Origin of the sequence: Nocardioides sp. 616, assembly GCF_002930065.1 — a bacterium.
In the GTDB taxonomy this organism is placed as follows: Bacteria; Actinomycetota; Actinomycetes; order Propionibacteriales; family Nocardioidaceae; genus Nocardioides; species Nocardioides houyundeii.
Genome location: NZ_POAG01000006.1, coordinates 14,802 through 26,796, shown reverse-complemented (window position 1 = coordinate 26,796; position 11,995 = coordinate 14,802). Strand labels below are relative to the sequence as shown.

The 11,995-nt window shown below is 70.0% G+C and carries 13 protein-coding genes and 3 tRNA genes; 7 read left to right on the top strand and 9 right to left on the bottom strand.

Features of this window, described 5'->3' with window-relative positions; all coding sequences use genetic code 11:
- Positions 1–13: 13 nt before the first annotated feature.
- On the top strand, positions 14–148 hold the full coding sequence (locus C5H89_RS19435; RefSeq protein WP_275887090.1) for a hypothetical protein: 135 nt from the start codon (positions 14–16) through the stop codon (positions 146–148).
- Between the two features lie 575 nt (positions 149–723).
- Here C5H89_RS19435 and C5H89_RS18755 read toward each other — a convergent pair.
- On the bottom strand, positions 724–882 hold the full coding sequence (locus C5H89_RS18755; RefSeq protein WP_162799150.1) for a hypothetical protein: 159 nt from the start codon (positions 880–882) through the stop codon (positions 724–726).
- 158 nt (positions 883–1,040) lie between these two features.
- Between C5H89_RS18755 and C5H89_RS01450 the strand changes: the two genes are divergently transcribed.
- Positions 1,041–1,114: transfer RNA gene (locus C5H89_RS01450), tRNA-Arg, on the top strand.
- Positions 1,115–1,186: 72 nt separating this feature from the next.
- On the opposite strand, the gene C5H89_RS01445 is transcribed toward C5H89_RS01450, so the two are convergent.
- The 6 genes from C5H89_RS01445 to C5H89_RS01420 form a co-directional block, all read right to left on the bottom strand.
- The gene (locus tag C5H89_RS01445; protein ID WP_104105334.1) at positions 1,187–1,834 is read right to left on the bottom strand and encodes a fasciclin domain-containing protein; all 648 of its coding nucleotides are present in this window, start codon (positions 1,832–1,834) and stop codon (positions 1,187–1,189) included.
- Between the two features lie 109 nt (positions 1,835–1,943).
- Complete coding sequence (locus C5H89_RS01440; RefSeq protein WP_104105333.1) at positions 1,944–2,516, bottom strand: sugar O-acetyltransferase; 573 nt, start codon at positions 2,514–2,516, stop codon at positions 1,944–1,946.
- Positions 2,517–2,563: 47 nt separating this feature from the next.
- Complete coding sequence (locus C5H89_RS01435; RefSeq protein WP_205304807.1) at positions 2,564–3,604, bottom strand: adenosine deaminase; 1,041 nt, start codon at positions 3,602–3,604, stop codon at positions 2,564–2,566.
- An 18-nt stretch (positions 3,605–3,622) separates the two neighbouring features.
- Positions 3,623–3,877 (bottom strand): hypothetical protein, encoded by a 255-nt coding sequence (locus tag C5H89_RS01430; protein ID WP_101523893.1) that lies wholly within the window; start codon positions 3,875–3,877, stop codon positions 3,623–3,625.
- Positions 3,877–4,674, bottom strand: coding sequence for a thioredoxin domain-containing protein (locus tag C5H89_RS01425; protein WP_104105332.1), 798 nt, complete (start codon positions 4,672–4,674; stop codon positions 3,877–3,879). Before C5H89_RS01425 ends, C5H89_RS01430 begins: the two co-directional genes overlap by 1 nt.
- Entirely contained in the window at positions 4,628–5,200 is a 573-nt protein-coding gene (locus C5H89_RS01420) for a MauE/DoxX family redox-associated membrane protein (protein WP_240181638.1), read from the bottom strand. The genes C5H89_RS01425 and C5H89_RS01420 overlap by 47 nt, the downstream gene beginning before the upstream one ends.
- 103 nt (positions 5,201–5,303) lie before the next feature.
- On the opposite strand from C5H89_RS01420, the gene orn reads away from it, so the two are divergent.
- Positions 5,304–5,957, top strand: coding sequence for an oligoribonuclease (gene orn / locus C5H89_RS01415; RefSeq protein WP_104105331.1), 654 nt, complete (start codon positions 5,304–5,306; stop codon positions 5,955–5,957).
- 44 nt (positions 5,958–6,001) lie between these two features.
- Positions 6,002–6,077: transfer RNA gene (locus C5H89_RS01410), tRNA-His, on the top strand.
- Between the two features lie 57 nt (positions 6,078–6,134).
- Here C5H89_RS01410 and C5H89_RS01405 read toward each other — a convergent pair.
- Positions 6,135–8,243 (bottom strand): ATP-binding protein, encoded by a 2,109-nt coding sequence (locus C5H89_RS01405; protein WP_162799149.1) that lies wholly within the window; start codon positions 8,241–8,243, stop codon positions 6,135–6,137.
- Positions 8,244–8,374: 131 nt separating this feature from the next.
- Between C5H89_RS01405 and C5H89_RS01400 the strand changes: the two genes are divergently transcribed.
- The 3 genes from C5H89_RS01400 to C5H89_RS01390 all read left to right on the top strand — a co-directional run bounded on the left by C5H89_RS01400 (position 8,375) and on the right by C5H89_RS01390 (position 11,331).
- On the top strand, positions 8,375–9,943 hold the full coding sequence (locus C5H89_RS01400) for an NAD(P)/FAD-dependent oxidoreductase (RefSeq protein ID WP_104105329.1): 1,569 nt from the start codon (positions 8,375–8,377) through the stop codon (positions 9,941–9,943).
- A gap of 28 nt (positions 9,944–9,971) precedes the next feature.
- Positions 9,972–11,198 (top strand): sugar phosphate nucleotidyltransferase, encoded by a 1,227-nt coding sequence (locus C5H89_RS01395; RefSeq protein WP_104105328.1) that lies wholly within the window; start codon positions 9,972–9,974, stop codon positions 11,196–11,198.
- Positions 11,199–11,258: 60 nt separating this feature from the next.
- Positions 11,259–11,331, top strand: a tRNA-Lys gene (locus tag C5H89_RS01390).
- A 135-nt stretch (positions 11,332–11,466) separates the two neighbouring features.
- On the opposite strand, the gene C5H89_RS01385 is transcribed toward C5H89_RS01390, so the two are convergent.
- Positions 11,467–11,622: a hypothetical protein gene (locus C5H89_RS01385; protein ID WP_205304806.1), complete on the bottom strand. Its 156-nt coding sequence runs from the start codon at positions 11,620–11,622 to the stop codon at positions 11,467–11,469.
- Positions 11,623–11,995: the final 373 nt, after the last annotated feature.

Below are 11,995 nucleotides of genomic sequence, written 5' to 3'. Positions count from 1 at the left end.
TACCGTGACCCGCGTGGTGACGGCCGAACCCGGTGTCCACGAGGACGGCAACCCCGGCGCCGACGCCTGCCACGCGCCCTGCTCGGCCGCCTGGGCAGCGGCCTCAGCCGCCTGCTCCGCTGTGCGAGCCGGCGCCACCCCCGCCTGAGCAGCCGTCAACCCCCGGGCCCCCTGCGCCGTCGACGCGGTGCCCCTCTTCGTCGCCGCGGGCGGTGTCAACTGGGGCGCGAGCTTCACCGCCGCCGCGGGCGGGCTGGCTGCCGAGGTCGCCGTCGGCACCGAGACCGAGGAAAAGACCAGGGCGATTGTCGAGACGACGACGGCTGCTGCGGGCGCGCGCCCAGAAACAACGGCCACAATGGCTCCCCCGAGAAGGCCGCCACGGTGGCGACAGGAAATGTGTGGGTCATAGTGCGCACACATGGAACGAGCGTGGCAAGGTCCAAGGCCAAAACCTTTGCTTGACCCAAACGAAGGGTGGGCCCGCCCCGGCTGGTTGGCGACGCCGTAGTCCTTGAACGAGGCGAGCATGGGGTCGCGAATGGTTTCGCGCATGTCGGTGTTGGTCAGGGTGAACGCCTGAGACTGGTCCTTGGCGAGGCGGAAGTCCGAGACTTTGACATGGACCTCGCCGTAGCCGTACACGCGGAGGAAGATGTTCTGCAGGCTGATGTCACGGTGGAGGATGCCCTGGCGGTGTAGGTAGCTGACGGCGCTGAAGAACTAGAGGGCGATCTTCTTACGGACGGCGGACTCGAGCGTGCTGTTGCGCTTGCGGATGTAGTCGCGCAGGGTCTCGTCGTAGTACTCCATGCGGTACTCGTTGCTGTCTTCGTCGTACTTGTAGACCTCGACCAGGTTCGGGTGGCTGAGCCGCTTCATGTAGCGGGCATGTGAGGCATCGCCCCCCGACACACAGCTCGCCCCGTCAAGTCCGTGCCTCCTCTAGACTGCTCGCCAAGGGTCGGCAACACCGGAATTACAGTCGGGTTATCCCGATGTTTATCCCGATGTTATCCCGATGTAACCCCCGACCCCCCGCCTCCGTAGCTCAGCTGGATAGAGCAGCGGCCTTCTAATCCGCCGGTCACAGGTTCGAATCCTGTCGGGGGCGCACCTGTCCCGCCCGGGACGTACGACGAGGCCGGACCCGTGAAGGGTCCGGCCTCGACGTCATGTCATCCGCTCAGAGGTCGAGCGGGCGCAGCACCAGGAAGATGCCGTGCGCGATCTGCTTGTTGCCCTTGTTGATGTCCAGCGCGGTCGGGTCGAGGAACGGGTCGATGTCGTTGCGGTCGTTGTCCTTGAGCCGGACGATCTTGAACCTGGGGAACACGACGTCGACCGTGACGGACGCACCCTGCGCCGTGGTGAGCGCGGCGTTGTCGGAGCGCAGCGCCGTTCCCGAGTCGATCGTGGCGCCGGGCACGACGTGGTAGAGCAGCACCTGCTCGATGGCGTCCACGCCGACGGCGTTCACGAGGGTGTTGAAGACGTCGCTCTCGGATCCGAACTGCCACTTGCGGGTCAGGTCCTTGGCGAGCAGCCGGAAGGACAGGTCGTTGGGCACGAACGCCGTCAGCGCGACGTCCCCGTCGGCCAGGACGCTGACCGGGCTGTTCGGCTTGGCGGCGAGGACCGCGAGCACGGCCTCGGTGAGGATGTCGTAGTCACCGGCGTTGCGGTCGAACTGGTTGCCGTCCGAGGTGAGCACCTCGGCCAGGCTGCGGTTGCCGAGCGGCTGGGCGCCCTCGGCGGCCTGGGCCGGCACCGCAGCGACGGTTCCGAGCAGTGCGGTGGTCAGCAGCGTTGCTGCGACGGTACGGATCTTCATGGAGTTCCTCCCTGTGCCGAGGGCCGCCCGATGCGCCCTCCTACGCATGTGGTTCGACGGCAGCGAGGAGTACGGATTGGGACCAAAATTGGGGAAGTCTCCGGGTCGATCAGAGGTGACGGATCACCTTGGCGGGCTGGCCCACCGCCAGGACCCCGGCCGGCAGGTCGCTGACCACCACGGCGCCGGCGCCGACCACCGTGTTGTCGCCGATGGTCACGCCGGGACAGACGATGACGCCCCCGCCCAGCCACACGTTGTCACCGATGGTGATCGGGGCCGCGCTCTCCCACTTGTCCTTGCGCTGCTGGGCGTCCAGCGGGTGCGTGGGGGTCAGCAGCTGCACGTGCGGACCGATCTGCACGTCGGCCCCGATGGTGATCGGGGCGACGTCCAGGGCGGTCAGGCCGAAGTTGACGAAGGTGCGGGGCCCGATGCTGATCCGGTCGCCGTGGTCGACGTACACCGGGGAGCGCACCTCCACCTCCTCCCCCACCTCGCCGAGCAGCTCCTCCAGCAGGCCTCGCCGGCCCACCGCGTCGGTCGGGTCGCAGGCGTTGTAGGCAGCCATCCGCTGCTGCGCCGCGGCGGTCATTGCGGCGATCTCGCTGTCGGTCACGTACGGCTGGCCGGCGAGCATCCGCTCACGCATGGTCCGCAGGTCGGGGAGGTCGTTGCTCATGGCGCTCACGGTACGGCGTACCGCGGGGGCTGCCGACCCGAGGACGCCTAGGCTCCGGCGGTCGCGCTGACCAGGTGGTCGTCGATCTCCGCGAGCACCCGGGCCCGGACGTCCTGGGGGGCGAAGGAGGCGAGTACCGCGGCACGCGCGAGCTCGGCCACCCCGGCCTCGTCCAGGTCCAGCAGGTCGGCGGCGATCTCGTACTCCCGGTTCAGCGTGGTGCCGAACATCGGCGGGTCGTCGGAGTTGATGCTGAACCGGACACCGGCGTCGCGGAAGGCGGTGATCGGGTGCTCGGCCAGCGAGGCCACCGCGCGGGTGGCGATGTTGGAGCTCGGGCAGACCTCCAGCGGGATCCCGGTCTCGGCCAGGAACGCCAGCAGCTCAGGGTCCTGGGCCGCGGTCGTGCCGTGCCCGATGCGGTCGGCACCGAGCAGCCGGATCGCGTCCCACACCGTCTCGGGACCGGTCGTCTCACCGGCGTGCGGGACCGACCTGAGACCGGCGGCCCGGGCGGCGTCGAAGTGCGGCCGGAACTGCGGCCGGGGTACGCCGATCTCGGGGCCGCCGAGCCCGAAGCCCACCAGTCCTGCAGGTGCGTGGTCCAGGGCGAAGCGCAGCGTCTCCTCCGCCGCGGGCAGTCCCGCCTCGCCGGGGATGTCGTAGATCCACCGCAGCACCAGACCGAAGTCGCGCTCGGCCGCCACCCGTGCGTCCTCGATGGCCTCGGTGTATGCCTCGATGGGCATCCCCCGGTCGGCCTCGTGCGGCCGCACCGAGGTGTACGGCGTGCACGTGAGCTCGGCGTACCGCACCTGCTGGCCCTGGGCCATCTCGCGCGCGACCTCGTAGGTGAGCAGGCGGACGTCCTCCGGGGTCCGGATCAGGTCGACCACGGCGAGGTAGACCTCGATGAAGTGGGCGAAGTCGCGGAACTCGTAGAACGCCCGGAGCCCGGAGGGGTCGCTGGGCACGGTGCCCGGGTGACGTGCCGCGAGCTCGCCCACGATGCGCTCCGAGGCGGAGCCGACGTGGTGGACGTGCAGCTCCGCCTTGGGCAGGCCTGCGATGAAGGAGGAGATGCTCACCCGGCGGAGTCTGGCACGTCAGTGGAAGTACAGCCCGACGGCCAGCGGCAGCAGGGCCGTCACCAGCCAGGGGGTGAGGATCGGCAGCTCGTTGAGCACCCGCGTCCCAGCGATCGCCAGGGCCGAGATGATCACCGCGATGGCCGTCAGGACCGGGAATGCCTCGGGGTTCTTCACGGTGAGCGCCAGGATCACCAGCCCCCCGGCGAAGTGGGCCGCGGTGGTCAGGATCAGCGCCGACATCACCCACTTCTGGACGCGTTCGACCTGCATCAGCCGATCGCCGACATGATGTTGGCCAGCACCTCGTTGTAGTCGGCGCCCGCCACGTCCTCGCCGTCGAGCCGGATCGTCGGCGTGCCCTGGACCTTGGCCTCTTCGGCGTTCTTGGTCGCGTTGTCGACCCAGTACTCGAACTTCATGTCCTCGATCCCGGGACGGACCTCCGACTCCTCCGCACCGGCCTCGACGGCCTTCTTCACCAGCCAGTCCGTGTCGGGCTGGCCCCCGCTCTCGGAGGGCTGGTCGGCGAAGAGCTCGTCGTGGAACTTCTTGGCGACCTCGGGGCCGGAGGTGTCCAGCACCACTGCGAAGGCGTTCGCCGCCTCCTTGGAGTAGTCGCCGTACTGGCTGAGGAGCTCGAAGGGCAGGTACTTCACGTAGACCTTGCCGTCCTCGGCGGCCTTGGCCAGGGTCTCGTTGGAGAGGCCCTCGAAGACACCGCAGGCGGGGCAGAGGAAGTCTTCGTAGATCTCCACGGTGTGCGGGGCCTCGGGGTCACCGACCGCCAGGGCGTAGTCGTCGACAGCGTTCGCCGGCGGCTCCGCGTCGGCGCGCTTGTCGCTCTCGTTCATCTGCCAGAGCGTGATCCCGCCGATGACCAGCAGCACCGCCACGACGACCGCGGCGATGCTGAGCCGCTCCTTGCGCTTGCGCGCCTTCTGTCGAGCGGCCAGCGCGGCGGCGGCACGCTCCTTGCGGTCCTGGCGGCCGGCGCGCTTGGCCGCCGCGGCTTCGCGCTCCTCAGCTCGAGCGCCCGGTGAGTTCTTCTTGGGGGTGTTCTTCGCCATCGTCGTTCCTTTCAGGATCTCGCTCAACCGGCGAGAAGATCAGGTTGTCCAGGGCCAGCCGGGTGCGCGGGCGCACCACCAGCCACAGGGAGGCCAGGAGCAGCGCGGCGTCGCGGGCCAGCTCCAGGGGGTACGCCGAGGAGGCACCCTCCTTGGCCCCTCCCCCGCCGAAGCAGCCGCAGTCGATCTCGATGCCGCGCACCCACACCGAGACGATGCCGATCACGAACGCCACGAACAGGCCTGCGGAGAGGGCCGCGCTCAGCCGGGTGAGCGCACCCAGCACCAGGCACGCACCGACGACGACCTCGAGGGTGGGCAGCAGGTGACCGACCGTCGGCACCACCGACTCGGGGAGGATCTCGTAGGCGCGCACCGCCCGGACGCTCTCCCAGGGCTCGGCGATCTTGAGCCCTCCGGCCACCAACCACACGCCGCCGGTGACCAGCCGCAGGAGGGTGCCGAACCACGGCCACCAACCGCTGGTCCTCCCACCGTTCCTCAGGGTCGTCCGCAGCCACTCCACACCCAGCACCCTAGGCCCGAAGCCTGAATCAGAACTGAATCCCCCACCTTTGGCGAGGTGAGCATGGCCACGCTCTCGGGACCGCGCAGTAGTGTGACCGTTCGTGAACGAGAGACTGGTGTGGATCGACTGCGAGATGACCGGGCTGGACCTGCGGGCCGACGCCCTGATCGAGGTGGCCGCCCTGGTGACCGACTTCGATCTCAACGTGCTCGGTGAGGGCGTCGACGTCGTCATCAAGCCCCCGCCGGAGGCGCTGGAGCAGATGATCGACTTCGTCCGCTCCATGCACGAGACCTCCGGGCTGCTCCTGGAGCTGGACGGCGGCATGGCGATGGCCGAGGCCGAGGAGCAGGTGCTGGCCTACATCCGCGAGCACTGCCCCGACGGCAGCCGTCCCCCGCTCGCCGGCAACACGGTGGCCACCGACCGTGCCTTCCTGGCCCGGGACATGCCGCTGCTCGAGGGCTTCCTGCACTACCGCAACGTGGATGTCTCCTCCATCAAGGAGCTGTCCCGGCGCTGGTACCCGCGCGCCTACTTCGCCTCCCCGGCCAAGCGCGGCAACCACCGCGCCCTGGCCGACATCCAGGAGAGCATCGAGGAGCTGCGCTACTACCGCGAGGCCGTGTTCGTGCCGGAGCCCGGTCCCGACACCGCCAAGGCGCGCGAGATCGCGGCCCGCTACGCGGGCACGTTGACGGGTCTGCACGCGGAGCAGGCCGAGACCGTCCCCGATTCCGACCAGCCGAGCTGATACCGCTACACTTTCCTCGGCCCCGGCAGTGTCGGGGCCTCATGGTGGGCGTAGCTCAGCTGGTAGAGCGCCGCGTTGTGGTCGCGGATGTCGCGGGTTCAAGTCCCGTCGTTCACCCCATGCGAAGAAGCCCCTGACCTGCACAGATGCGGGTCAGGGGCTTTCTCGTTCTCCAGCTCAGGAGGCGAGGACGTCGCCGGGCTCGTCGTCGTACGTCGGATCGCCCAGCTCGGCGAGCTGGTCCTGGACGCCCACCGGCTCCTGGCCCTCCAGAGGCAGTCGCACCCGGAAGGTGGAGCCGACCCCCTCGCCCGACTCCACGTCGATGCGCCCGCCGTGGGTCTCCACGATGGCCCGCGCGATGGAGAGCCCCAGACCGCTGCCCTGGATGGCCCGCTCGTGGGCCACGCTGGAGCGGAAGAACCGGTCGAAGAGCTTGGCCTGGTCCGACGACGGGATGCCGATGCCGGTGTCGCGCACGGCGACCACGGCGGTCCCGCCCTCGACCGAGAGGGTGAGGTCGACCTTGCCGAGCCGGTCGGTGAACTTGGCGGCGTTGCCCAGCAGGTTGACCAGCACCCGGCCCAGCCGCTCCTCGTCGCCCACCACGAAGACCTCCTCGTCGGGGACCGAGCAGGAGAACTCGATGCCGGCGGCCTGCAGGCCCGGTGTCATCTCCTCGTGCGCACCGGTGACCACGTCGCGCAGGTCCAGCTGGCAGGTGGCGACCGCGAGGCTGCCGTCCTGGATGCGGGACAGGGTCAGGAGGTCGTCGATCAGGGAGAGCAGCCGGCGGCTGTTGCCCTTGACCCGGCCCAGCGCCTGCACCTGACCCTGCTGCATCGGCCCGAAGCCGCCCTCCTCGAGCATCTCCAGATAGCCCAGGATGCTGGTGATCGGGGTGCGCAGCTCGTGGCTCACCCCGGAGACGAAGGCGTCCTTGACCTGGTCGATCTCGCGCAGGTTCTCCACCGCGAGCCGTTCCGCGGCCAGCGCGTCCTCCAGGGCCCGAGCCTGCTGCACGCGCCGGGTGACGTCCTCGCCGGTGCTGACGAAGCCGATGGTCCGCCCGGAGGCGTCCAGCATCCGGGAGATGCTGAGCTGGAGGGTCCGGACACTGCCGTCCTTGCGGATGAACTCCACGTCGAAACCGGCGTACTTGGGGTTCGCCAGCTCCAGGGCCACCAGGTCGAAGCGCGGCTGGATGCCCAGCTTGGCGGCCAGGCGCTCGATCTCGGCCTGGGAGTGGAACATCGAGGGCTGCCGGCCGATCGCCTCTTCGGCGGAGTAGCCCAGGACGGACTGGGCGCCGGGGTTGAACATGTCGATGTGTCCGGTGCGGTCGGTGCCGATGATCGCGATGCCGGAGGCGCTGTGCACCAGCTGCTGCACCTTTGCCTGCTCGCGCCGGGCCTGCCAGCTCTCCCGGCGCTGCACCCCGACGGCGAGGGCGAAGGGGATGGCGGTGAGGGCGCACGCGATGACGAAGAACCCGACGCCGGCGCCGAGCAGCTCCGAGCGCGTCGAGGTGGTGTCGTCGCCGGTGGCGAAGGGACCCAGGCCCTGGATGGTCATCGAGTGGGCGATGGTGCCCACCACCAGGAGCTGGACGATGGTCTCCCGCATCGGCGCCCGCAGCGCCGACCAGCCGAGGAACGGGATGATCGCGAACGCGATGCTGGGACCGAGGTTCAGCGGGGAGAACGCGACCAGGGTGTAGAGCACCGTCAGCACCCACTGCAGGATGCGCTCGCTCAGCGGCGCCACCCCGGGGAACCGGGGCCGCCCCATGAAGTGCGGCAGCAGCACCAGGTAGGAGGCGAAGTGCGGCAGGAACACCGCCGGGAAGACCACCTGGGGGGTGCTGACCTGCAGTGGTTCGTTGAAGGCGGTGATGAGCAGGGCGGAGAGCAGCGCGGCGAGGAAGCCTCCGGTGATGAAGTGCGTCAGGTCCCGCTCGGTCAACAGCGCCGGGCGGTGGGTCCCGCCGCGAGTCACCGCCGTGGCCGCGACCCACGCGCCGGCGCAGGCGCCCACGGACCAGGCCAGCGCCACCAGGAGCTCCCGGCCGTTGGCCATGTAGAGACCTGTGCTGAGCGCCAGGACGAGCACGGCCATGACCGGCCACGCCCGGCGACGGGTGCACACGAAGATCCCGGCGATCAGCCCGACCGGGAAGGCCTCGACGACGCGGGCCTGGTTGGGCTGCACCCACAGCACGTAGTAGCCGACGACGGCGAACAGCAGGAGCAGCAGGGCAAGGCCCATGGGCCTACGTCGGTTCACCCGCGCCTCCTCTGTCCTGTCTGGTCTCCCGGGCTTCTGTTCGGACCCTAAACTCGCCGGTGACGGTCGCGAATGGAATCACCCGTCTGGTCACCGATCGGGTGACATAGGTTGACCGAGTGACCAATTCGATGACTAGAAATGACTACGACGTCGTCGTGGTCGGCGGCGGTCACAACGGTCTGGTGGCGGCGGCGTACCTGGCCCGGGCCGGCCTCTCGGTGCTGGTGCTGGAGCGGCTGGCCCACACCGGCGGTGCCGCGATTTCCACCCAGACGTTCTCCGGCCAGCCCGCCCGGCTCTCCCGCTACTCCTACCTGGTCAGCCTGATGCCGGAGCAGCTGGTCGCCGACCTCGACCTCGACATCCGACTGGTCTCGCGCGAGACCGCCTCCTGGACGCCGTACCGCCGGGGCGGGCGCAGCTCGGGCCTGCTGGTGGAGCGTCCCGAGGGCGAGGCAACCCGAGTGTCGTTCCGCGAGCTGACCGGCGGCGACGACGAGTACGCCGCCTGGCAGCAGTTCTACGGCGAGGTCGGGGAGCTCACCCGGAGCCTGGCGCCGACCCTGCTCCAGCCGCTGCCCCTGGAGCGCGAGGTCGCCGCCGGCGTCGACCCGCAGCTGTGGCAGGACCTGGTCACCACTCCCCTGGGCGCCGCGATCGAACGACGGTTCTCCGACGACACGGTGCGCGGGGTCGTGGCCACCGACGCCCTGATCGGCACGTTCGCCTCGCTGCACGATGAGTCGCTGATCCAGAACCGCTGCTTCCTCTACCACCTGCTCGGCAACGGCACCGGCGAGTGGCGGGTGCCGGTGGGCGGCATGGGCGCGGTCACCGACGCGCTGGCCCGGGCGGCCTCCGAGGCCGGCGCGCAGATCCTCCGCGGCGCCGGGGTGAGCGGCATCGCCGCCGGCGCCGAGGGCGCCGAGGTCACCTGGCACGACGGGCAGCGCGAGCACACCGTCACCTGCCGCCGGGTGCTGTCGGGAGTCGCGCCCTGGGTGCTCAGCATCCTGCTCGGCGAGGACCACGACGAGGTGATGAAGCCGGTCGGCTCGCAGCTCAAGATCAACCTGCTGCTGAAACGCTTGCCGGCGTTGAGGTCCGGTGCCGACCCGGCACAGGCGTTCGCCGGGACCCTGCACCTGTCCGAGGACCTCAGCCAGCTCGAGACGGCGTACGCCGACGCGGCCGCGGGACGCCTGCCCTCGGTGCTGCCCGGCGAGGTCTACTGCCACTCCCTCACCGACCCCTCGGTCCTGGGCGAGCTGGCCGGGACCGGAGCGCACACCCTGACCTACTTCGGGCTGCACACCCCCGAGCCGCTGTTCGCCGACGACCCCGAGGCGACCCGCGCCCTGGCGGTGGAGCGCGCGCTGGCCTCGCTCAACGAGCACCTGATCGAGCCGATCGAGTCGTGCCTGCTCACCGACGCGGAGGGGCGGCCGTGCCTGGAGGCGAAGATCCCCCAGGACCTGGAGTCCGACCTGGCGATGCCCGGCGGGCACATCTTCCACGGGGACCTGGAGTGGCCCTGGGCCTCCAACCGCGCGCGGTTGGACGATCCGGGCCAGCGCTGGGGGGTGGCCACCGACGTGGAGTCGGTGCTGCTGTGCGGCTCCGGGGCGCGCCGCGGCGGCGCCGTCTCCGGTCTGGGCGGGCACAACGCGGCGCAGGCGGTGCTGGAGTCGCTGTGAGCCTTGCGGCGCCCCCTACGGTTGGTCCATGAGACAAGACGTGCTCGCAGTGGTGCAGGCAGGCGGCCAGGGGTCGCGGATGGACGTGCTGACCCGGGAGCGCGCCAAACCCGCGCTGCCGTACGCCGGCTCCCACCGGCTGATCGACTTCGCGCTGAGCAGCATGGTGCACTCGGGGCTGCGGGACGTCTGGGTGTCCCTGGAGTATCAGGTGGCCTCGATCGATGAGTACCTCTCCGGCGGGCGGCCCTGGGACCTGGACGCCGGCCGTCGCGGGTTCCGCCGGATCGTGCCGCAGACCGGCAGCGGGCCGGCCTCGGAGGACGGGTTCGCCTTCGGCAACGGGGACCTGCTGCTGCGGATGGCCCACGACCTGGAGGGCCGGGCCGCCCGGACGCTGGTGGTGACCAGCGCGGACCACATCTTCAACGCCGACCTGCGCGACGCGATCGCCGAGCATCAGTCCTCGGGGGCGGCGGTGACGGTGATGACCGCGGAGGTGACCAAGAAGGAGGCCTCCCACAACGTCGTCATCGAGGCCGGTTCGGACGGCCGGATCACGGGGGTCGCGGAGAAGCCGGCACGGCCGTCGACCGGCGTGGTGGCCACCGAGGTGATCCTCTACGAGACCGCACCGCTGCTGGAGCAGCTCTTCGCGCTCCGGGCGAAGCTGGCGGGCCGCAGCGACGACGCTGACAGCGGCATCGGCGACTTCGGCGAGCACCTGCTGCCGGCCCTGGTGGCGGCCGGCGCGGCGCGCGCCGCTCCCCTGCCCGGCTACTGGCGGGACCTGGGGCGACCGGATGCCTACCTGCAGGGGCACCGGGACCTGCTGGCCGGCGAGGTCGACGTGTTCGACCACCCGGACCGCCCGGTGCTGACCCACTGGCCCGACCGGTGGGCCTCCCGGGTCCGCCCGGGCGCCCGGGTCGAGGACAGCCTGCTGGCCCCCGGAGCCGACGTCGCCGGCACGGTACGCCGCAGCGTGCTCGGTCCCGGCGTGGTCGTGGAGGCCGGGGCGGTCGTCGAGGACTCCGTGCTGTTCGCCGACACCGTCGTACGCCGGGGGGCCACGGTCAGCACCTCGATCGTGGACGAACGGGCGGAGATCGAGTCCGACTCCCGCGTCGGCGAGCTGCCGTCCGCCCGCCTGGCGCGCGATGAGGACCTGGTCCTGCTCGGCATCGACACCCGGGTGGGGCAGGGCGTCCGCGTCGCCCCCGGGGCCCGGCTGGAGCCTGGCGGGACCGCCTGAGGGGGGCTGATTTGTCGCCCCTGAGGGCCGCTGGTAGTGTTGCTCTCGCTTCACCGGCATGCGCCATTAGCTCAATTGGCAGAGCAGCTGACTCTTAATCAGCGGGTTCGGGGTTCAAGTCCCTGATGGCGTACATCCAGCAAAACCGCAGGTCACACCACGTGACCTGCGGTTTTGTGTTTCTCCAGCAGGCCACGGTTTATTCGCGCTGTCGCGTCCGCGCCCGGTGACCACAACTTCTGACCACAACTGGACCCCGATCACCTGGTCACGCCCCCTCCTCGAAGAGCTTCCCGACCTGGTCCAGAGCCTCCCTCTTGGCGCTGAGGTTCACGTGCCCGTAGACGTTCATCGTCATCTCCAGCGCCGAATGCCCCACGATCTCCATCACGGTCCGCGGCGGGACGCCCAACTCGAGCAGCACCGACACACACCCGCCGCTGCGAGACGACGCTCCGTACAGTCGCGCGCTTGTTCGAACTCTGGAGTGCCGTACCTGATCGCCTGAGAGACAACGTGCTCAGGACCATAGCGCTCTTGGATCTCGGCGATACGGTCCTCAAGCCTTACTCGGCGGCCGTCGGGGCCGGTCGTCAAGTCGCAGTACGTTAACGCGCGGTCGAGATCGGTGTCGCCGAAGGGAAACTCATCGCAATAACCCGAGATGCCACGGAACCTCGCTTCGTTGCGTGCCCCCGAATGATGGGCGACCAGGCAGGCAAGATCCTCACAGCCCGCCTCACGGACGACTCGCGCGCCGTCAAGGGGATGAAATCCCGTGTTTGCGATGACCGGCG

Coding starts and splice junctions, on each gene's coding strand:
- C5H89_RS18755 (WP_162799150.1), bottom strand. CDS start 882: ATGAAGCGGCTCAGCCACCCGAACCTGGTCGAGGTCTACAAGTACGAC.
- C5H89_RS01445 (WP_104105334.1), bottom strand. CDS start 1,834: ATGAAGATCCGTACCGTCGCAGCAACGCTGCTGACCACCGCACTGCTC.
- C5H89_RS01440 (WP_104105333.1), bottom strand. CDS start 2,516: ATGAGCAACGACCTCCCCGACCTGCGGACCATGCGTGAGCGGATGCTC.
- C5H89_RS01430 (WP_101523893.1), bottom strand. CDS start 3,877: ATGCAGGTCGAACGCGTCCAGAAGTGGGTGATGTCGGCGCTGATCCTG.
- C5H89_RS01425 (WP_104105332.1), bottom strand. CDS start 4,674: ATGGCGAAGAACACCCCCAAGAAGAACTCACCGGGCGCTCGAGCTGAG.
- C5H89_RS01400 (WP_104105329.1), top strand. CDS start 8,375: ATGACTAGAAATGACTACGACGTCGTCGTGGTCGGCGGCGGTCACAAC.
- C5H89_RS01395 (WP_104105328.1), top strand. CDS start 9,972: ATGAGACAAGACGTGCTCGCAGTGGTGCAGGCAGGCGGCCAGGGGTCG.